This window comes from Streptomyces sp. NPDC053367 (assembly GCF_044545925.1).
GTDB lineage: Bacteria > Actinomycetota > Actinomycetes > Streptomycetales > Streptomycetaceae > Streptomyces.
Map to the genome: position 1 here is coordinate 140,340 of NZ_JBITYN010000001.1, position 19,199 is coordinate 159,538.

The 19,199-nt window shown below is 71.7% G+C and carries 16 protein-coding genes; 8 read left to right on the forward strand and 8 right to left on the reverse strand.

What is annotated here, in order from left to right:
• Positions 1-55: 55 nt before the first annotated feature.
• Together sufB and ACIGXJ_RS00700 are read right to left on the reverse strand one after the other, a co-directional pair.
• Positions 56-1,477 carry a Fe-S cluster assembly protein SufB gene (gene sufB / locus ACIGXJ_RS00695; RefSeq protein ID WP_398863393.1) on the reverse strand — a complete coding sequence of 474 codons (1,422 nt, stop codon included), beginning with the start codon at positions 1,475-1,477 and terminating at the stop codon, positions 56-58.
• Positions 1,474-2,217 (reverse strand): helix-turn-helix transcriptional regulator, encoded by a 744-nt coding sequence (locus ACIGXJ_RS00700; RefSeq protein ID WP_399639659.1) that lies wholly within the window; start codon positions 2,215-2,217, stop codon positions 1,474-1,476. Before ACIGXJ_RS00700 ends, sufB begins: the two co-directional genes overlap by 4 nt.
• A 205-nt stretch (positions 2,218-2,422) precedes the next feature.
• Here ACIGXJ_RS00700 and ACIGXJ_RS00705 point away from each other — a divergent pair, with 205 nt between their 5' ends.
• Genes ACIGXJ_RS00705 through ACIGXJ_RS00715 form a run of 3 tightly spaced genes read left to right on the forward strand, consistent with a single transcriptional unit; the run spans position 2,423 to position 5,196 of the window.
• Entirely contained in the window at positions 2,423-3,346 is a 924-nt protein-coding gene (locus ACIGXJ_RS00705) for an ABC transporter ATP-binding protein (RefSeq protein WP_399639661.1), read from the forward strand.
• A complete protein-coding gene (locus ACIGXJ_RS00710) occupies positions 3,343-4,113 on the forward strand; it encodes an ABC transporter permease (RefSeq protein ID WP_399639664.1) in 771 nt (256 codons plus the stop codon). The genes ACIGXJ_RS00705 and ACIGXJ_RS00710 overlap by 4 nt, the downstream gene beginning before the upstream one ends.
• A gap of 60 nt (positions 4,114-4,173) precedes the next feature.
• Entirely contained in the window at positions 4,174-5,196 is a 1,023-nt protein-coding gene (locus tag ACIGXJ_RS00715; protein WP_399639666.1) for a heme A synthase, read from the forward strand.
• On the opposite strand, the gene ACIGXJ_RS00720 is transcribed toward ACIGXJ_RS00715, so the two are convergent.
• From ACIGXJ_RS00720 to ACIGXJ_RS00735, 4 genes are all read right to left on the reverse strand, one after another.
• Positions 5,151-5,885 carry a nucleotidyltransferase gene (locus tag ACIGXJ_RS00720; protein ID WP_399639669.1) on the reverse strand — a complete coding sequence of 245 codons (735 nt, stop codon included), beginning with the start codon at positions 5,883-5,885 and terminating at the stop codon, positions 5,151-5,153. The genes ACIGXJ_RS00715 and ACIGXJ_RS00720 overlap by 46 nt on opposite strands.
• A gap of 18 nt (positions 5,886-5,903) precedes the next feature.
• Positions 5,904-7,010 carry an amidohydrolase family protein gene (locus tag ACIGXJ_RS00725; RefSeq protein WP_399639672.1) on the reverse strand — a complete coding sequence of 369 codons (1,107 nt, stop codon included), beginning with the start codon at positions 7,008-7,010 and terminating at the stop codon, positions 5,904-5,906.
• 84 nt (positions 7,011-7,094) lie between these two features.
• Entirely contained in the window at positions 7,095-7,415 is a 321-nt protein-coding gene (locus ACIGXJ_RS00730) for a hypothetical protein (protein ID WP_399639674.1), read from the reverse strand.
• Positions 7,416-7,471: 56 nt separating this feature from the next.
• Positions 7,472-8,425 (reverse strand): heme o synthase, encoded by a 954-nt coding sequence (locus ACIGXJ_RS00735; RefSeq protein ID WP_399639677.1) that lies wholly within the window; start codon positions 8,423-8,425, stop codon positions 7,472-7,474.
• Between the two features lie 377 nt (positions 8,426-8,802).
• Between ACIGXJ_RS00735 and tkt the strand changes: the two genes are divergently transcribed.
• From tkt to pgl, 5 genes are read left to right on the forward strand one after another with little or no spacing between them, the layout of a single operon-like run.
• Entirely contained in the window at positions 8,803-10,890 is a 2,088-nt protein-coding gene (tkt, locus tag ACIGXJ_RS00740; protein ID WP_399639680.1) for a transketolase, read from the forward strand.
• 34 nt (positions 10,891-10,924) lie between these two features.
• Positions 10,925-12,043, forward strand: coding sequence for a transaldolase (gene tal / locus ACIGXJ_RS00745; RefSeq protein WP_399639682.1), 1,119 nt, complete (start codon positions 10,925-10,927; stop codon positions 12,041-12,043).
• 1 nt (position 12,044) lies between these two features.
• On the forward strand, positions 12,045-13,568 hold the full coding sequence (gene zwf / locus ACIGXJ_RS00750) for a glucose-6-phosphate dehydrogenase (protein WP_399639685.1): 1,524 nt from the start codon (positions 12,045-12,047) through the stop codon (positions 13,566-13,568).
• The gene (opcA, locus tag ACIGXJ_RS00755; protein ID WP_399639687.1) at positions 13,565-14,755 is read left to right on the forward strand and encodes a glucose-6-phosphate dehydrogenase assembly protein OpcA; all 1,191 of its coding nucleotides are present in this window, start codon (positions 13,565-13,567) and stop codon (positions 14,753-14,755) included. Before zwf ends, opcA begins: the two co-directional genes overlap by 4 nt.
• A complete protein-coding gene (gene pgl, locus ACIGXJ_RS00760) occupies positions 14,752-15,534 on the forward strand; it encodes a 6-phosphogluconolactonase (protein ID WP_399639690.1) in 783 nt (260 codons plus the stop codon). The genes opcA and pgl overlap by 4 nt, the downstream gene beginning before the upstream one ends.
• A gap of 419 nt (positions 15,535-15,953) precedes the next feature.
• On the opposite strand, the gene ACIGXJ_RS00765 is transcribed toward pgl, so the two are convergent.
• Positions 15,954-17,330 carry an FAD-binding oxidoreductase gene (locus ACIGXJ_RS00765; RefSeq protein ID WP_399639692.1) on the reverse strand — a complete coding sequence of 459 codons (1,377 nt, stop codon included), beginning with the start codon at positions 17,328-17,330 and terminating at the stop codon, positions 15,954-15,956.
• A gap of 132 nt (positions 17,331-17,462) precedes the next feature.
• A complete protein-coding gene (locus ACIGXJ_RS00770) occupies positions 17,463-19,151 on the reverse strand; it encodes a LuxR C-terminal-related transcriptional regulator (protein WP_399639695.1) in 1,689 nt (562 codons plus the stop codon).
• Positions 19,152-19,199 lie beyond the last annotated feature (48 nt).

Here is a 19,199-nt window from a genome sequence, read left to right on the forward strand (position 1 = left end):
TCGTAATGCTCGCTTTCCGTTGCGTAAGGGACTGATGGGGTTCGCGGAGCGGCGGTTAGCCGACCGCGCCCTCCATCTGGAGCTCGATCAGCCGGTTGAGCTCGAGCGCGTACTCCATGGGCAGCTCCTTGGCGATCGGCTCGACGAAGCCGCGCACGATCATCGCCATCGCCTCGTCCTCGGACAGGCCGCGGCTCATCAGGTAGAAGAGCTGGTCCTCGGAGACCTTGGAGACGGTCGCCTCGTGGCCCATGGACACGTCGTCCTCACGGACGTCGACGTAGGGGTAGGTGTCGGACCGGGAGATGGTGTCGACGAGCAGCGCGTCGCAGAGCACGTTCGACTTCGAGCCCGGGGCGCCCTCGCCGATCTCGATCAGACCGCGGTAGGAGGTGCGGCCGCCGCCGCGCGCCACCGACTTGGAGACGATGTTGGACGACGTGTTGGGCGCCATGTGGACCATCTTGGCGCCGGCGTCCTGGTGCTGGCCCTCGCCGGCGAAGGCGATGGACAGGGTCTCGCCCTTGGCGTGCTCGCCCATCAGGTAGACGGCCGGGTACTTCATCGTCACCTTGGAGCCGATGTTGCCGTCGATCCACTCCATGGTCGCGCCCTCGTAGGCGACGGCGCGCTTGGTGACCAGGTTGTAGACGTTGTTCGACCAGTTCTGGATGGTCGTGTAGCGGCAGCGGGCGTTCTTCTTGACGATGATCTCGACGACGGCGGAGTGCAGCGAGTCCGACTTGTAGATCGGGGCCGTACAACCCTCGACGTAGTGCACGTAGGCACCCTCGTCGACGATGATCAGGGTCCGCTCGAACTGGCCCATGTTCTCCGTGTTGATGCGGAAGTAGGCCTGGAGCGGGATCTCGACGTGCACGCCCTTCGGCACGTAGATGAAGGAGCCGCCGGACCACACGGCGGTGTTCAGCGCGGCGAACTTGTTGTCACCGGCCGGGATGACGGTGCCGAAGTACTCCTTGAAGAGCTCCGGGTGCTCCTTCAGCGCGGTGTCGGTGTCCAGGAAGATGACGCCCTGCTCCTCCAGGTCCTCGCGGATCTGGTGGTAGACGACCTCGGACTCGTACTGGGCGGCGACACCGGCGACGAGGCGCTGCTTCTCCGCCTCGGGGATGCCGAGCTTGTCGTACGTGTTCTTGATGTCCTCGGGCAGGTCCTCCCAGGACTCCGCCTGCTTCTCCGTGGAACGCACGAAGTACTTGATGTTGTCGAAGTCGATGCCCGAGAGGTCCGAGCCCCAGTTCGGCATGGGCTTCTTCTCGAAGAGCTTCAGACCCTTGAGGCGCAGCTTGGTCATCCACTCCGGCTCGGACTTCTTGCCCGAGATGTCGCGGACGACCGCCTCGCTCAGGCCGCGCTTCGCTGCGGCACCGGCCTCGTCGGAGTCGGCCCAGCCGTATTCGTACTTGCCCAGGCCCTCGAGCTCAGGGTGGGCAGTCTCCGTGGGGAGAGTCATGCGGGGTTCCTCCCGGCCGTGCTTGCAGGTGCGTCAGTGGAAATCTTGGGGATGAACGTCGTGCACACGCCGTCGCCGTGGGCGATGGTCGCGAGCCGCTGGACGTGGGTCCCGAGCAGCTCGGCGAAGAACTCGGTCTCCGCCTCGCACAGCTGGGGGAACTGCTCCGCGACATGGGCCACCGGGCAGTGGTGCTGGCAGAGCTGCTCGCCGAGCTGCCGGCCTGGGGCGCTGCGCGCCGTAGCAGCGTACCCGTCGGCCGACAGGGCCTTGGCCAGGGCTTCGGCACGCCGTTCGGGGGCGACGCCCTCGACGGCCTTGCGATAGCTGTCGGCCTGGGCGGCGATCCGGGCGCGGGCGAAGGCGGCGACCGCCTCCTGGCCGCCCTCCTGCTCGGCGATCCAGCGCAGCGCGTCCGCGGCGAGTTTGTCGTAGGACTGGTCGAAGGCGTCGCGGCCGCAGTCGGTGAGCGCGAAGACCTTCGCGGGCCGGCCCCGGGTCCGCGTGCCGTACACGCGCTGCTCGCGGGCCTCCACGACGTCGTCGGCGACCAGGGCGTCGAGGTGGCGGCGGACGGCGGCCTGGGTCAGGCCCAGCCGCGAGGCCAGCTCGGCGACGGTCGACGGCCCGTGGTCCAGGATGGACCGCGCGACCCGGTTGCGGGTGGACCGCTCCCCGGTCGCGAGCTCCTCCTGAGGGGCCCCCGTGGGGGTCTCCCGAGCCTCGCCGACGTTTTTCACAACGCCATTGTTGCGTAATTCGTCAGACCGGGGCAAGCGACGTCCGGGCCGCCCGGCGGTGCCCTACGTCACTTAGGTCTACCTAATCTGACCTGCGAAAACGATCTTTGATCGATCAGAAGCGCAGGTCACGCGAGGGTCGCTCCGCCGGCGGCTTCCCACCCCCGCCACCGGCCGCCCGCTCGCGAACCTAGACTCTTCACCCATGCGAACCGATCCCGTCCTCCAGGTCCAGGCCCTGGTGAAGCGGTACGGCGACACGACCGCGGTGGACGGCCTCGATCTGGTGGCCCGGCCCGGAGTCACCGCCGTCCTCGGACCCAACGGCGCCGGCAAGACGACCACGGTCGAGACCTGCGAGGGATACCGCAGACCGGACTCCGGCACGGTGCGCGTCCTGGGCCTCGACCCGGTGCGCCAGACGGGCGAGCTGCGCCCGCGGATCGGCGTGATGCTCCAGTCCGGCGGCGTCTACTCGGGCGCCCGCGCGGAGGAGATGCTGCGCCATGTGGCCAGGCTGCACGCCCACCCGCTGGACGTGGACGCGCTGATCGAGCGCCTCGGGCTGGGCTCCTGCGGCCGGACCGCCTACCGCCGGCTGTCCGGCGGGCAGCAGCAGCGGCTCGCCCTGGCCATGGCCGTCGTGGGCCGCCCCGAGCTGGTGTTCCTCGACGAGCCGACCGCCGGCCTCGACCCGCAGGCCCGCCGCGCCACCTGGGACCTGGTCCGCGACCTGCGCGCCGACGGCGTCTCGGTGATCCTCACCACGCACTACATGGACGAGGCCGAGCAGCTCGCCGACGACGTGGCCATCATCGACGCCGGCAAGGTCATCGCCCACGGCTCCCCCGAGGAGCTGTGCCGCGGCGGCGCCGAGAACACCCTGCGCTTCACCGGCCGCCCCGGCCTCGACGTCGGCTCGCTGCTCAAGGCACTCCCCGCCGACAGTGCCGCCGCCGAGCTGACCCCCGGCTCCTACCGGGTCACCGGCAAGGTCGACCCCCAGCTGCTGGCGACCGTCACCTCCTGGTGCGCCCAGCACGGCGTGATGCCGGACCGCATCTCGGTGGAGCGGCACACGCTGGAGGACGTCTTCCTGGAGCTGACCGGCAAGGAGCTGCGCTCATGAGCGCCACTGGCACGTACACCCCGAAGCCGGGCGCGGCGCCCCTCGGGCGCATGATCGCGGCCCAGGCGGCGCTGGAGACGAAGATGCTGCTGCGCAACGGCGAGCAGCTGCTGCTGACGGTCGTCATCCCGACGCTGCTGCTGGTGCTGTTCAGCTCGGTGGACATCGTCGACACCGGTGCGGGCGAGGCCGTGGACTTCCTCACGCCCGGCATCCTCGCGCTCGCGGTGATGTCCACCGCGTTCACCGGCCAGGCCATCGCGACCGGCTTCGAGCGCCGCTACGGCGTCCTCAAGCGGCTGGCCGCCTCACCGCTGCCGCGCTGGGCCCTGATGACGGCGAAGACGGCGTCCGTGCTGGTCACGGAGGTCCTCCAGGTACTCCTGGTGACGGTGATCGCCCTCGCGCTGGGCTGGGACCCGCGGGGAAACCCCCTCCCGGTGGTCCTCCTGCTGGTCCTCGGCACCGCCGCGTTCTCCGGGCTCGGCCTGCTGATGGCGGGCACGCTGAAGGCGGAGGCGACCCTCGCGGCCGCCAACCTGGTGTTCCTGCTGCTGCTCGTCGGCGGCGGGGTCATCGTGCCGCTGGACAGGTTCCCGGCCGGGGTCCAGGACGTGCTGGCCCTGCTGCCCGTCTCGGCGCTGTCCGACGGCCTGCGGGACGTGCTGCAGCACGGAACCGGGATGCCGTGGGGCGACCTGGGGATTCTGGCTGTGTGGGCGGTCGTGGGGCTGGCCGCGGCCGGGCGCTTCTTCCGCTGGGAGTAGCCCGCCGGGAGCACCGCAGTGACCGACCCTCGTGAAAGCGTGCACAAGCGGGCGCCTACGATGGTGCGCGTGCCAAAGCTGACCCGCGCCGCCGCCACCGCGGCCGTGCGCAACCCGCTCGCCTTCATCGCCGCACGCTGGACCCCGGACCCCCGGACGGTGCAGCGGGCGGCCTTCGCCGCGCTCGTGATGGCCGTCGTCATCGTCGTCACCGGCGGCGCGGTCCGCCTCACCGGCTCGGGCCTCGGCTGCCCGACCTGGCCGAAGTGCACCGAGGACTCGCTCACCACCACCGGCGAGATGGGCCTGCACGGCGTCATCGAGTTCGGCAACCGCATGCTGACGTACGTCCTGTGCGCCGCCGTGGGCTGGGCGATCGTCGCCGCGCGCTCCGAGAAGCCGTACCGGCGCAGCCTGACGCGGCTGGGCTGGGCGCAGTTCTGGATCGTGATGAGCAACGCGATCCTCGGCGGCATCGTGGTGCTGGTCGGCCTGAACCCGTACACGGTCGCGGCGCACTTCCTGCTCTCCTCCGCGCTGATCGCGGTGGCCACGGTGATGTGGCAGCGCACCCGTGAGGGCGATGTGGAGCCCCGGCCGCTGGTCGGCGGGTCCGTGCAGCAGCTGGTGTGGGTGCTGGTCGCCGTCACCGTCCTGCTGATCGCCGTCGGCACGGTCGTCACCGGCGCGGGCCCGCATGCGGGCGACTCGAGCGAGGTCGAGCGCATGCCGCTGAACTGGGAGGACGTCAGCAAGCTGCATGCCGTCCTGGCCTGGATCACGGTCTCGCTGACCTTCGCCCTGTGGTTCGTCCTCAAGGCGGTCGACGCCCCGAAGGGCCCGCTGCACCGCACGCGGGATCTGTTCGTGGTGCTGCTCGCCCAGGGTGTCATCGGCTACGTCCAGTACTTCACCGAGCTGCCCGAGGTCCTGGTCGGCGCCCACATGCTCGGCTCCTGCCTGGTGTGGATCGCGGTCCTGCGTGTGCTGCTGGCGCTGCGCGAGCGCCCCGGCACCGAGGTGGCCGACCTGCCGGCTCAGCCGTACGAGGCGACCAGCGCGTCGACCGCCGGGCCCAGGTAGGCCCGGGTCAGCTCCGCCCTGCGGGCCGTCCACTCCTCGGCGGGCGGCACGGGTGTGCCGTAGCGGCGGGTGCGGATGTCCTCGACGAGCTCGCCGGGCGCCCCGAGGGCGGGCAGCAGGTCCAGTGCCTCCCGCTTGGAGATCAGCCGCCCGTCGCGCAGGGTCGCGCTCGCCCGGGCGAAGGTGAGCAGGCCGAGGTCCACCCAGACGTCCTGGGTCCACAGCCGCGCCTTCCGCACGGCCGGCCGCCAGTAGTCCCGCTGCTCGCGTACGACGAACTCCGCGAGCTGTCCGTCCGGTACCTGCGGCAGCAGTCCGGCGGGCGGCCCGCCGTGCAGCACCCGGCCGAAGGAGTGCAGCTCGGCGCGGGTCACCGGGGTGACAGGCCGCCGGAACAGCTGCTGGTGCGCCCAGGTCGGATGGGGCCGCGCGGGGTCGTCTGCGGTCGCCGGCGTCAGATACGTGCAGTGCAGGCCCGAGGCCAGGGGCTCCCCGCGCAGCCGGGCGTGCAGCAGCGCCAGCCGCCACACCGTGCGGGGACCGATGTGGCCGAGTACGGCGATCAGGTCCAGGTCGCTGCGCCCCTCCTGGTAGTCGCCGCCGGCCAGGGAGCCGTGGGCCCAGACGGCGAGCGGGTGCAGCGGGGCCAGGTGGGCGAGAAACCGGTCGAGCAAGGCGTCGGTCTGCATCACTCCAGTCTGTACAGCTCAGTCCAGCCCGTACACCCTGCGGGCGTTGCCCGACGCGAGCATCCCCGCGACCCGCTGGGCGTCCCCCAGCGACCAGGCGCCCTCCGCGACCCACGCGCCCAGCACCCGGCCCAGCCCTTCCCGGAACAGCCGGGCGCCCACCACATGCAGCTCGGGCAGCCCGTGGGCGCCGCTGGAGAAGAGGACCTTGCCGAAGGGCGCCAGCTCCAGGATCTCGGCGAGGACCGTCGCCGCGCGGGCCCCCGTACGGGCCAGGGCCGCGCCCGAGTCGGCGTACACGTGCGGGAAGACCCCGGCGAGGTGGGCGGCGTGCCGGTGGTACGGGTAGCCGTGCAGCAGGACCAGGTCGGTGCCCAGGCCCGCGGTCGCCCGGACGAAGTCGGTGAGCAGCACCGGGTCGGTGCGGTCGATGCGCAGGCCGGGCTCGCCGAGCCCCGCGTGCAGCTGGAGGGGCCGTCCCGAGGCGACGGCGATCCACAGCAGGTGCCGCAGCAGGACCGGGTCGCTCAGCTCGCCGCCGACCCTGCGGCGGGCCAGCCAGCGGCCCGCCGCGCCCCGCACCTCGCCCGGGCCGGGCGGTTCGGGCGCCAGCGCGAGACCGTGCCGTACGCCGGCGACGGAGGTGAAGGCCACCGCGTGCGCGGCCGCGCCGTGCACCGACTCGGCGAGGTTGGCGAGGAAGGACTCGACGGTGCCCGAGGTGTCGGCGACCTGCTCCGCGAGGAGCTCCAGACGGACGACCTCGCGGGCCTCGGCGGCGGCGGCCGTGGCCATCTCGTCCGGACCGGTCAGGTCGCCCGGCAGGCCGGTGTCCATGAGGTACGTCGTGATGCCGCTGCCGCGCAGCAGCCTGCGGCCGGCCTCCAGGACGCCCAGTTCACGCCGGCGCGCCAGATAGCGGGCCGGGGGGCAGTGGGGTTCGAGGCCGAGGAGAGGGGGACACCAGCGGCGCACGGCGAAGCCGGTCTGGGTGTCGAAGAGGGTGGTGCCGGGGGCGGGCGGGCCCTCGGTACGCGACAGCTGGGCCTCGAAGGTGCCGAGGCCCAGCTCTGTTCTCAGTACGCCGTGGCAGTACTGGTCCACGAGGGACGGCGTCTCGATCATCCCGGGCTTCCCGTGTGGGCGTGTCGCTGTTACACGTCCTAACGGGTGACGGGGGGTTTCGGGTGCGCCCCTGGCGGCATATGGTCAGCCGCCGATCTGGATGCCGGCCATCCGCTTCCACTCGTACCGGCCGGTCTTGACCTTCGCCGCGAACTCCCCGTCGAAGTCCTCGTGGACGGTGATGCCGGACTTGGCGACGGCCTGCCGGGCGATGTCGTAGGTGGGCGCGACCAGGTTGCCCCACTCGCCGTCCTCGCCGACGAGGGCGATGCGGGCGCCGCGCTCGCCGATGTACGCGACCTGGCCCTCGGCACCGCCGTGGGCCTTGGCGAAGGTGCTGATCTGCTTGGCGAGCCGGGCGGCCTTGCGCTCGGCGTTCGCGTCAACCTGCTGCGTGTCTGCCATGGACAGGATGCTACCGAGCGGTAGATCGTTCGGCGACGTGACGCTTGCCTCAGCCCTTACCGGAGGAACGGGTCCACCGCGACCGCGACGAACAGCAGCGAGACGTAGGTGATGGACCAGTGGAACAGCCGCATCTCCTTGAGCTTCGCGCCCGTCACCTCGGCCTTGGCCCGGTTCTGCAGGGCGTGCGCCTCCCACAGCCACCAGCCGCCCGCGGCGAGGGCGACCGCGGTGTAGAACCAGCCGGTGTGGCCGAGGGGGGTGAGCAGCAGGGAGACGGCGACCATGACCCAGCTGTAGATCACGATCTGCCTGGCGACGGTCTTGTTGGAGGCGATCACCGGCAGCATGGGCACGCCCACGCGCGCGTAGTCCTCCTTGACCTTCATGGACAGCGGCCAGTAGTGCGGCGGCGTCCAGAAGAAGATGACCAGGAAGAGGATGACGGGCGCCCAGGACAGGGAGTCCTTCACCGCGGTCCAGCCGATCAGCACCGGCATGCAGCCGGCGATGCCGCCCCAGACGATGTTCTGCGCGGTGCGGCGCTTGAGGATCATCGTGTAGACAACGACGTAGAAGAGCAGCGCGCCGAGGGAGAGCCAGGCGCTCAGCCAGTTGACGGTGAGGCCGAACAGCAGGGTGGAGACCACCGCGAGGGTGATGCCGAAGGCGAGGCACTCGCGCGGGCTGACCACGCCGGTCACCAGCGGCCGCTGCGAGGTGCGGTCCATGAGCGCGTCGATGTCGCGGTCGATGTACATGTTCAGCGCGTTCGCGCCGCCGGCCGACAGATAGCCGCCGACGCAGGTGAGCAGCACCAGACCGAGGTCCGGCACGCCCTGCTCGGCGAGGAACATCACCGGAACGGTGGTGATGAGCAGCAGCTCGATGATCCGCGGCTTGGTCAGCGCCACGAACCCCTTGACCCGGGCCCCGAACGGCCGCCGAGCCGGGCTCTCGCTCGTCCCGATAACCCCCGCAGGACGGGATTCAACGGCCGTCACGCACACCCCTGACAGAGACTCCCAGCAAGCCCGCCCGTGTGAAGTCGGGGTAAAGGCTCGCGCGTACCACGCCACTGTAGACGTTGCCCAGACCCGGACATTCGCGGGGGTCGACTCGTGTTGGGCGAGGCCGTCGGAAGAGCCCGCACGGTGTCACTTGAGCACTCGTTCGAGCGGCTCCGTATTCAGTTGCCGAAAAGCGTTGCATCCCAGTCGGCAGGCGGATGTCCGAGAGTCCCGGCAGTCTGGAAAGAGCCGAAAAAACGCACGTCCTTACGGGGGTAGGCTCAACACGGCCGGTGTGCGTCGAGCGCATCGGCGGCCGGTGGGCGCGCGCCCGGAAGACCGGCTACCCGACATGTGGAGAGGAGCCCTGACTCAGGGTGAGCACCAAGCCGACCACCACAGACCTCGAGTGGACCGAGTTGGACCAGCGGGCCGTCGACACCGCCCGCGTCCTGGCCGCCGATGCCGTACAGAAGGTCGGCAACGGCCATCCGGGTACGGCGATGAGCCTGGCGCCTGCCGCCTACACCCTCTTCCAGAAGGTGATGCGGCACGACCCCGCCGATGCCGACTGGGTCGGCCGCGACCGCTTCGTGCTGTCCGCCGGCCACTCGTCCCTGACCCTCTACACCCAGCTCTACCTGGCCGGCTTCGGCCTGGAGCTGGACGATCTGAAGTCGTTCCGGACCTGGGGCTCCAAGACCCCCGGCCACCCCGAGTACGGCCACACCGTGGGTGTGGAGACGACGACCGGCCCGCTGGGCCAGGGTGTCGCCAACGCCGTGGGCATGGCGATGGCGGCCCGCTACGAGCGCGGTCTGTTCGACCCGGAGGCCCCCGCCGGGGAGTCCCCCTTCGACCACTACGTCTTCTGCATCGCCGGTGACGGCTGCCTCCAGGAGGGCATCTCCGCCGAGGCGTCCTCGCTGGCCGGCCACCAGCAGCTCGGCAACCTGATCCTGCTGTGGGACGACAACCACATCTCGATCGAGGGCGACACCGAGACGGCCGTGTCCGAGGACACCGTCAAGCGCTACGAGGCCTACGGCTGGCACGTCCAGCGTGTGGAGCCGCAGGCCAATGGCGACCTCGACCCGAAGGCGATCTTCGAGGCGGTCCAGAAGGCCAAGGCCGTCACCGACCGGCCGTCCTTCATCGCGATGCGCTCGATCATCGCCTGGCCCGCCCCGAACGCCCAGAACACCGAGGCCGCGCACGGCTCGGCGCTGGGCGACGACGAGGTCGCGGCGACCAAGCGCGTGCTGGGCTTCGACCCGGAGCAGAGCTTCGAGGTCTCCGACGAGGTCATCGGCCACACCCGCAAGGCGCTGGACCGGGGCCAGGCGGCGCGTGCCGTGTGGGAGAAGTCGTTCCAGCAGTGGCGCGACAACAACCCGGAGCGTGCGGCCGAGTTCGACCGCATCGCCGCCGGTGAGCTGCCCAAGGGCTGGGAGGACAAGCTCCCGGTCTTCGAGCCCGGCAAGGGTGTCGCCACCCGTGCCGCGTCCGGCAAGGTGCTCCAGGCGCTCGGCGCGGTCATCCCGGAGCTGTGGGGCGGCTCGGCCGACCTGGCCGGCTCCAACAACACCACGATCGACAAGACGTCGTCGTTCCTGCCCGCCGGCAACCCGCTGCCCGAGGCGGACCCCTACGGCCGCACCGTGCACTTCGGTATCCGCGAGCACTCCATGGCCGCGGAGATGAACGGCATCGCGCTGCACGGCAACACCCGGATCTACGGCGGCACCTTCCTGGTGTTCTCCGACTACATGCGCAACGCCGTGCGGCTGTCGGCCCTGATGCACCTGCCGGTGACGTACGTGTGGACGCACGACTCCATCGGCCTCGGCGAGGACGGCCCGACCCACCAGCCGGTCGAGCACCTGGCCTCGCTGCGCGCCATCCCGGGCCTGAACGTCGTACGCCCGGCGGACGCCAACGAGACCGCGATCGCCTGGCGCGAGATCCTCAAGCGCTACACGAAGGTCTTCGGCAAGGGCGCGCCGCACGGTCTGATCCTGACCCGCCAGGGCGTGCCGACGTACGAGCCGAACGAGGACGCGGCCCGCGGCGGCTACGTCCTGTTCGAGGCGTCGAACGGCTCGCCGGAGGTCATCCTCATCGGCACCGGTTCCGAGGTGCACGTGGCCGTCGAGGCGCGCGAGCAGCTGGAGGCGGCCGGGGTTCCCACGCGCGTGGTGTCCATGCCGTCCGTGGAGTGGTTCGAGGAGCAGGACCAGGGGTACCGGGACAGCGTTCTGCCGCCCTCCGTGAAGGCGCGTGTCGCGGTCGAGGCCGGTATCGGTCTGACCTGGCACAAGTACGTGGGTGACGCCGGCCGGATCGTCTCCCTGGAGCACTTCGGTGCGTCCGCCGACGGCAAGGTCCTCTTCCGCGAGTACGGCTTCACCGCGGAGAACGTGGCCGACAAGGCACGGGAATCGATCGCCGCAGCCCAGCGCTGACGCTGACATACGACACGTAGGAGATGCATTTTCCATGACAGACGCACTGAAGCGCCTCTCCGAGGAGGGCGTCGCGATCTGGCTGGACGACCTGTCCCGCAAGCGGATCACGTCCGGCAACCTGGCCGAGCTGATCGACCAGAGCCACGTCGTGGGCGTCACCACCAACCCGACGATCTTCCAGAAGGCGATCTCGTCGGGTGACGGCTACGAGCAGCAGCTGACCGATCTGGCCGCCCGCAAGGTGACCGTCGACGAGGCCGTCCGCATGATCACCACGGCGGACGTCCGGGACGCGGCCGACATCCTGCGCCCGGTCTACGACCGCACGAACGGCCAGGACGGCCGGGTCTCCATCGAGGTCGACCCGCGCCTGGCCCACAACACGGCCGCGACCGTCGCCGAGGCGAAGCAGCTGGCCTGGCTGGTGGACCGGCCCAACACCCTGATCAAGATCCCGGCCACCAAGGCGGGTCTGCCGGCGATCACCGAGGTGATCGGCAACGGCATCAGCGTCAACGTCACGCTGATCTTCTCGCTGGAGCGCTACCGCGAGGTGATGGACGCCTACCTGGCGGGCCTGGAGAAGGCGAAGGAGAAGGGCCTGGACCTCTCCCTGATCCACTCCGTCGCGTCCTTCTTCGTGTCCCGCGTGGACACCGAGATCGACAAGCGCCTCGACGGGCTGGGCACCGACGAGGCCAAGGCGCTGCGCGGCAAGGCCGCCGTCGCCAACGCGCGGCTCGCCTACCAGGCGTACGAGGAGGTCTTCTCCTCCGACCGCTGGAGCAAGCTGGAGAACGCCGGCGCCAACAAGCAGCGTCCGCTGTGGGCGTCGACCGGTGTGAAGGACCCGGCGTACAAGGACACCCTGTACGTCGACGACCTGGTGGCGCCGAACACGGTGAACACCATGCCGGAGGCCACGCTGCTGGCCACCGAGGACCACGGCCGGATCACCGGTGACACCGTCGCCGGCACGTACGAGCAGGCCCGCGCCGACCTCGACGCCGTCGAGAAGCTCGGGATCTCCTACGACGACGTGGTCCAGCTCCTGGAGGACGAGGGCGTCGAGAAGTTCGAGGCGTCCTGGAACGACCTGCTGACCTCGACCGAGGCCGAGCTGAAGCGTCTCGCTCCCTCGGAGGGCTGAATTGTCAAGCAGCAACCCGCTGCGTGACCCCGCCGACCGACGGCTCCCGCGTATCGCGGGGCCGTCGGGTCTGGTGATCTTCGGCGTCACGGGCGATTTGTCACGCAAAAAGCTGATGCCCGCCGTGTACGACCTCGCCAACCGGGGTCTGCTGCCGCCGGGCTTCTCCCTGGTGGGCTTCGCCCGTCGCGAGTGGCAGCACGAGGACTTCGCGCAGGAGGTCCACGACGCGGTCAAGGAACACGCCCGCACGCCCTTCCGCGAGGAGGTCTGGCAGCAGCTCATCCAGGGCATGCGCTTCGTGCAGGGCACCTTCGACGACGACGACGCCTTCGAGCGGCTGCGCGCCACCATCGAGGAGCTGGACAAGGCGCAGGGCACGGGCGGCAACTTCGCCTTCTACCTGTCGGTGCCGCCGCGCTCCTTCCCGGTGGTCATCCAGCAGCTGAAGAAGCACGGCCTGGCCGACCAGACCGGCGGCTCCTGGCGCCGCGCGGTCATCGAGAAGCCCTTCGGCCACGACCTGAAGTCGGCCGAGGAGCTCAACAAGGTCGTGCACGAGGTCTTCGCCCCGGACCAGGTCTTCCGTATCGACCACTACCTGGGCAAGGAGACCGTCCAGAACATCCTGGCGCTCCGCTTCGCCAACACCATGTTCGAGCCGATCTGGAACCGGTCGTACGTCGACCACGTCCAGATCACCATGGCCGAGGACATCGGCATCGGCGGCCGCGCCGGCTACTACGACGGCATCGGCGCCGCCCGTGACGTCATCCAGAACCACCTGCTCCAGCTGCTCGCGCTGACCGCGATGGAGGAGCCGGCCTCCTTCGACGCGGACGCGCTCGCCGCCGAGAAGACCAAGGTGCTCGGCGCGGTCCGGCTGCCCAAGGACCTGGGCCGCGACACCGTGCGCGGCCAGTACTCGGCCGGCTGGCAGGGCGGCGCGAAGGCCGTCGGCTACCTGGAGGAGGAGGGCATCGACCCCGGCTCCAAGACCGACACCTACGCCGCCATCAAGCTGGGCATCGACAACCGCCGCTGGGCGGGTGTGCCGTTCTATCTGCGCACCGGCAAGCGGCTCGGCCGCCGGGTGACGGAGATCGCGGTCGTCTTCCAGCGCGCACCCCACTCCCCCTTCGACACGACGGCGACGGAGGAGCTGGGCCAGAACGCGATCGTCATCCGCGTCCAGCCCGACGAGGGCGTGACCGTCCGCTTCGGCTCCAAGGTGCCGGGCACCTCGATGGAGATCCGGGACGTGTCGATGGACTTCGCGTACGGCGAGTCCTTCACCGAGTCGAGCCCGGAGGCCTACGAGCGCCTCATCCTCGACGTGCTGCTCGGCGACTCCAACCTCTTCCCGCGCACGGAGGAGGTCGAGCTGTCCTGGAAGATCCTCGACCCGATCGAGGTGTACTGGGACACGCACGGCAAGCCCGCGCAGTACCCGGCCGGCACCTGGGGGCCCGTCGAGGCGGACGAGATGCTTCAGCGAGACGGACGGAGCTGGCGCCGGCCATGAAGATAGACCTCACCGACACCACCGCCAGCAAGATCAACAAGGCTTTGGTGCAGGGCCGGCGCGCGATCGGCACCCCGGCGGTCGGCATGGTCCTCACCCTCGTCATCGTCACCGACGAGGAGAACGCCTACGACGCCCTGCGCGCCGCCAACGACGCCTCGCGCGAGCACCCCTCGCGCACCCTGGTCGTCGTCAAGCGCGTCTCGCGCACCCCGCGCGACCGCACCCAGTCCCGGCTCGACGCCGAGGTCCGGGTCGGCGCCGACGCGGGCACCGGTGAGACGGTCGTGCTGCGGCTGTACGGCGAGGCGGTCGACAACGCCGACTCGGTCGTGCTGCCGCTGCTGCTGCCCGACGCGCCCGTGGTCGTGTGGTGGCCGGTCAACGCGCCGCTGGACCCGGCGAAGGACCCCCTGGGCGCGCTCGCCCAGCGCCGGGTCACCGACAGCTACGCCGCCGAGGACCCGATCAAGGAGCTCACCGCCCGCGCCTCCGCCTACACCCCCGGCGACACGGACCTGTCGTGGACCCGCATCACGCCCTGGCGTTCGATGCTGGCCGCGGCCCTGGACCAGGTCGTCTGCCAGGTGCAGGCCGTGGAGGTCGAGGGCGAGGAGTTCAACCCGAGCTGCGAGCTGCTCGCCATGTGGCTCGCGGACCGGCTGGGTGTCCCGGTCCGGCGCTCGGTGTCCCCCGGCCCCGGTCTGACCGGGGTCCGCATGGACACCGACTGCGGCCCGATCGTCCTGGACCGCGCCGACGGCACCCTCGCGACCCTGTCCATCGAGGGGCAGCCCGACCGTGCGGTGGCGCTCAAGCGCCGCGAGACGGCCGAGCTGATCGCTGAGGAGCTGCGGCGGCTGGACCCGGACGACACGTACGCGTCCGCGCTGCGGTTCGGGGTGGAGCGGCTCTCGACGGGCGTCGGGGCCCAGGCCACCGCCGAGACGGCCGACCCGGTCGCCACGGAGGACCCGGTCGCGCCCGAGAGGCCGGCCGGCTCCGAGGAGCCCGTCGCCGCCGACGAGCCCGTCGCCGCCGACGAGCCCGTCGCCGCCGACGAGCCCGTCGCCGCCGACGAGCCCGTCGCGGTCCCCGCTCCGGAGGAGTCCGCGGCGAAGGCCCCGGCGAAGAAGGCCGCCAAGAAGGCCCCGGCGAAGACCACGAGGAAGGCGGCCTCGAAGTGACCACTCCTCAGCTCGTCGTCCACCACGACAAGGACCTGATGGCCCAGGCCGCCGCGGCCCGGCTGATCACCAAGATCGTGGACGCGCAGACCTCGCGCGGCTTCGCCTCGGTCGTGCTCACCGGCGGCCGCAACGGCAACGGCCTCCTCGCGGCGCTGGCCGCGGCTCCGGCCCGGGACGCGATCGACTGGGCGCGCCTGGACCTGTGGTGGGGTGACGAGCGCTTCCTGCCCGAGGGCGACCCCGAGCGCAATGTCACCCAGGCCCGCGAGGCGCTGCTGGACTCGGTGCCGCTGGACCCGAAGCGCGTGCACGCCATGCCCGCGTCGGACGGCCCGTACGGCGCCGACGCGGACGCGGCAGCGGCCGGCTACGCCGAGGAGCTGGCCCGCGCGGCCGGCCCGGAGAACCATGGCTCGGTGCCCACCTTCGACGTCCTGATGCTGGGCGTCGGCCCGGACACGCATGTGGCGTCGCTGTTCCCGGAGCTGCCCGCGGTGCGGGAGACCGAGCGCACGGTGGTCGGCGTCCACGGCGCGCCCAAGCCGCCGCCCACCCGGGTCTCCCTCACCCTCCCGGCGATCCGGTCGGCCCGCGAGGTGTGGCTGCTCGCGGCCGGCGAGGACAAGGCCCAGGCCGCGGCCATCGCCCTGTCCGGCGCGGGCGAGATCCAGGCCCCGGCGGCGGGTGCCCGCGGCCGCCGGCGCACCCTGTGGCTGCTGGACTCGGCTGCGGCCTCCCAGCTGCCGCGCTCGCTGTACCCGCCGGCGTCGCCGTAACCTGCGTCGGCCGCACGGCACTCGGACGCCGGGTTCCTTCCTCTTCGGGAGGGGACCCGGCGTCGTCGTGTGCACTCACTGGAACAGCTGGCCGTTCCAGGCCCAGGGCCGGTCACGGACGTCGTCGGGGAGCCGGGTGAACAGCTCGGCGTCGTACAGCACCTGGTTGTACTGGTCGGGACGCGGACTCCGTCGACGACGGCGGTGGGCGTGCCCGGCCCGATCGCGTCGCCTCCCCCGTCGGCCGCTTCGTAGGCCCTCTCGGAGGCGGTGACGAAGGAGCGGTACTTCATCGTCTTCACAGCCTCGTCCAAAGCGGGCCCGCGCGGACCGTCGACCCAGACTGCCGCAGGCCGCAGGGGCCTTCTCCCGTTCGGTCGGCGCCGGTCCGGCGTCCGGGGAGAGCGCACGGCCGGTGCTCAGGGCGCGATGTTGTGGTTCAGCCGGAACAGGTTGCCCGGGTCGTACTGCCGCTTGATCCGCGTCAGACGGTCGTAGTTGGCCCGGTAGTTGTCCCTGACCAGGTGCTGGTCGTCGTGGTCCATGAAGTTGACGTACGCGCCCTCGGCCGAGTACGGCTTCAGCGCCCCGTGGAAGGCGCGGACCCAGTCCTTGTTGGCCTCGCAGTCCTCCCGGGTGGTGAGGGTGGGGGCGAGGGCGGTGGCGAAGTCGATGTCGCGGTGGGCGAAGGCGGTGTCCCGGGGGCCGACCCGCCGGACCGCGCCGTCGAGCGGGAAGACGACCGTGGCGCTCTGGATGGAGGGCGTGGAGGCGCCGTACTCGACGTAGGCGTCGACGGCACCGTCGGGCATGCCGCGGCTGAAGGCGGCCTTCCAGTAGTGGAACAGGCCCGGGGGCAGCAGCTCGTCGAACAGGGTGTTGATCACGGGGTAGGGCATGCGCTCGACCATCCGTCCGAGGACGGGGCCGAGTCCGGCCAGGCGGGCGCGGATCCCGTCGTCCTCGTCCTCGGGCCCGGTCCAGCAGACGGCCACACCGCAGACCGGCCGGCCGTGCCAGCGTTCGGGCAGGAACGGCACGGGCGGGCCGAGCCCGACGACCAGCAGCGCGCCGAGCCGTTCGTCGGAGTCGGCGATCAGCTCCCGGTAGCGGCGGATCACCTCGCCGTCGAGGGGGTAGAAGGTCGGCCCGCCGAGGATGCCGGCGATGGGGTGCAGCCGGTAGGCGAACGAGGTGACGACGCCGAAGTTGCCGCCTCCGCCGCGCACCGCCCACAGCAGGTCGGCGTTCTGCTTCTCGGTGCAGGTCAGGAAGGACCCGTCGGCCGTCACCAGATCGACCGCGACGACGTTGTCGCAGGCGAGTCCGCAGCGCCGGGCGAGGTAGCCCATGCCGCCGCCGGTGGTGAGGCCGCCGATGCCGGTCGAGGAGACCACCCCGCCGGTGGTGGCGAGGCCGAAGGCGTGGGTGGCGTGGTTGAAGTCGGCCCAGGTGCAGCCGCCCTCCGCCCGGGCCGTACGGGACTCGGGATCGACCCGGACGCCGCGCATCCGCCCGAGGTCGAGGACGACCCCGTCGTCGCAGGTGCCGTGTCCGGCGACGCTGTGGCTGCCGCCGCGCACGGCGAGCGGCAGGGCGTGTTCACGGGCGTGGTTCACGGTCGCGATGACGTCGCCCGCGTCGGCGGCCCGGACGACGAGCGCCGGCCGCCTGTCGACCATCGCGTTGTAGACCCTGCGTGCCTCGTCGTATCCGAGGTCGCCGGGCAGGACGACGTCACCGCGCAGGGACTCGCGCAGCCGCTGGACGTCCGGGGCGTCCGTGAAGGTGGTCATGACCGCCACCTGCTTTCCGAAGGGCCGGGGAAGGATGTCCGCCTCCGGTGTACGTCCGGGCCGCGGGGCACCACATCGCCGAAACCGCCCATCCCGCGCGCGGGGGCATGGGCAGAACAGCCCACACACCCGTCAGGCCAGGCCGTGCCGGTAGGCGTACGCCGTCGCCGCGGCCCGCGAGGACACGTCGAGCTTGGCGAAGATGTTGTTCAGGTGCCGGGCGACGGTGTGCTCGCTGATCACCAGTTCGGCGGCGACCGACCGGTTCGTGCGGCCCGCGGCGATCAGCCGCAGCACCTGCAGCTCCCGCTCGGTGAGCCCACCGGGTCCTCGGTCGCCCGGGCCGCCGAACGCGCCGAGGAGCGCGGCCGCCCGCCGGGCGTCCGGGGCGGCGCCGAGCCGTTCGAAGAGGCCGCGCGCGGTCCGCAGCTCCATACGGGCGCCCTCGTCGTCCCCGGCGCTCCGGCAGGCCGCGGCGAGCGTCATCCGGGTCTGCGCCTCCTCGTAGGGGACGCGCAGGGCCAGCCACAGTGCCAGCGCGTGCCGCAGCAGGGGCAGCGCGCGCTCCGCGTCGTGGGCGGCGTAGGCCACCGCGCCGCCCGCCGACGCCGCGGCGGCATGCAGCAGGGTCGTCCGCGAGCCGCAGCGGCGCTGCCATTCCCGGGCCAGGCCGCCCAGCTCGTCCGCCGCCGTGCGGGCCGCGTCGAGCCGGTCGAGGGCGAGGGAGACCTCGACCTGGGCGGCGAGCAGCCGGCTGCGGCGGAGCCGCTCCTCGCCCGGGGGCTGACCGGCGAGGGCGAGCCGCAGTCCGGTCGCCGACGCCTCCGCCCGGCCCTGCGCCAGCCGCAGCAGGGCGAGCCCGGGCTGCGGGTCCCGGCCCAGCTCGTGCGCCCGCTCGTACGCCTCCTCGGCCGCGGCCGGCTCGCCGCGCCTGCGCTGGATGTCCCCGACCAGGACGTACGCGCCGCCGGCCGTCCAGCGCTCGTACGGCAGCAGTTCCCCGCAGGTCCGGCGGGCCTCCTCCAGCGCCCTCGGCCACAGCCCGCGCAGCTCCAGCACCTCCACGCGGTGCACCCGGCACAGCCCCCGGAAGTTGTTCTCCGCGGGCATCGCCGCGCACCACCGCATGGCCGCCTCGGTCCATTCGGCGGCGCGCTCCAGATCGACGCAGGCCATGCAGCGCTGGAGGCCCAGGCAGTAGATCCAGCCGGTGAAGAAGGGGCTGAGCTCGCCCGCCATGGCCGCGCACATCGCGTCGTCGAGCAGGTCGAGCCCCTCGCCGACCCGCCCCTCGGCCAGCAGCACGCCCGCCTGCGCCTGGACGCCCATCGCGTACAGGTCGGGGCTGCCGCAGCGCCGGGCGATCCCCGTCATGCGCCGGGCGACGGCCATGGCCTCGTCGAACGCCCCGCGGGCCGCGGCCGCCTCGGCCTCCATCCAGGCGAGGTAGCACTGCTCGGCGCACTCCGGCTCCCCGCTCAGGTGCCGCCGCGCCCGCCGCAGCCAGCCGGCCGCCACCGCCGTACGCCCCGCGAGCTGATGCTCGTAGAACAGCATCCACGCGCAGTACCCGGCCCGTCGCTCGTCACCGGCCGCGGCATATCCGGCGTACGCCTTCATCCGCGCGACGATCGACTCGTCGATGCGGCTGGTCCACCAGGCCGCGTCCGCGTAGGCGGCGAAGTCGTCCGGGGTGAGCGGGGCGGGCGTGCCGCTCAGCAGCCGGTAGGCCTCGCCCCACGCCTGCCTGGCCACGGCGTCCCGGGCCCGGCTGAGGGTGTGCGCGGCAGCGGCGTCGGAGTCCGCGATCCGGTCAGTCACCCGCGGCTCCCTTCTCGCACCCGCGAGCGGCCCCTTCTTCAGGATAGG

Coding starts and splice junctions, on each gene's coding strand:
- sufB (WP_398863393.1), bottom strand. CDS start 1,477: ATGACTCTCCCCACGGAGACTGCCCACCCTGAGCTCGAGGGCCTGGGC.
- ACIGXJ_RS00705 (WP_399639661.1), top strand. CDS start 2,423: ATGCGAACCGATCCCGTCCTCCAGGTCCAGGCCCTGGTGAAGCGGTAC.
- ACIGXJ_RS00710 (WP_399639664.1), top strand. CDS start 3,343: ATGAGCGCCACTGGCACGTACACCCCGAAGCCGGGCGCGGCGCCCCTC.
- ACIGXJ_RS00715 (WP_399639666.1), top strand. CDS start 4,174: ATGGTGCGCGTGCCAAAGCTGACCCGCGCCGCCGCCACCGCGGCCGTG.
- ACIGXJ_RS00720 (WP_399639669.1), bottom strand. CDS start 5,885: ATGCAGACCGACGCCTTGCTCGACCGGTTTCTCGCCCACCTGGCCCCG.
- ACIGXJ_RS00725 (WP_399639672.1), bottom strand. CDS start 7,010: ATGATCGAGACGCCGTCCCTCGTGGACCAGTACTGCCACGGCGTACTG.
- ACIGXJ_RS00730 (WP_399639674.1), bottom strand. CDS start 7,415: ATGGCAGACACGCAGCAGGTTGACGCGAACGCCGAGCGCAAGGCCGCC.
- tal (WP_399639682.1), top strand. CDS start 10,925: ATGACAGACGCACTGAAGCGCCTCTCCGAGGAGGGCGTCGCGATCTGG.
- opcA (WP_399639687.1), top strand. CDS start 13,565: ATGAAGATAGACCTCACCGACACCACCGCCAGCAAGATCAACAAGGCT.
- ACIGXJ_RS00765 (WP_399639692.1), bottom strand. CDS start 17,330: ATGACCACCTTCACGGACGCCCCGGACGTCCAGCGGCTGCGCGAGTCC.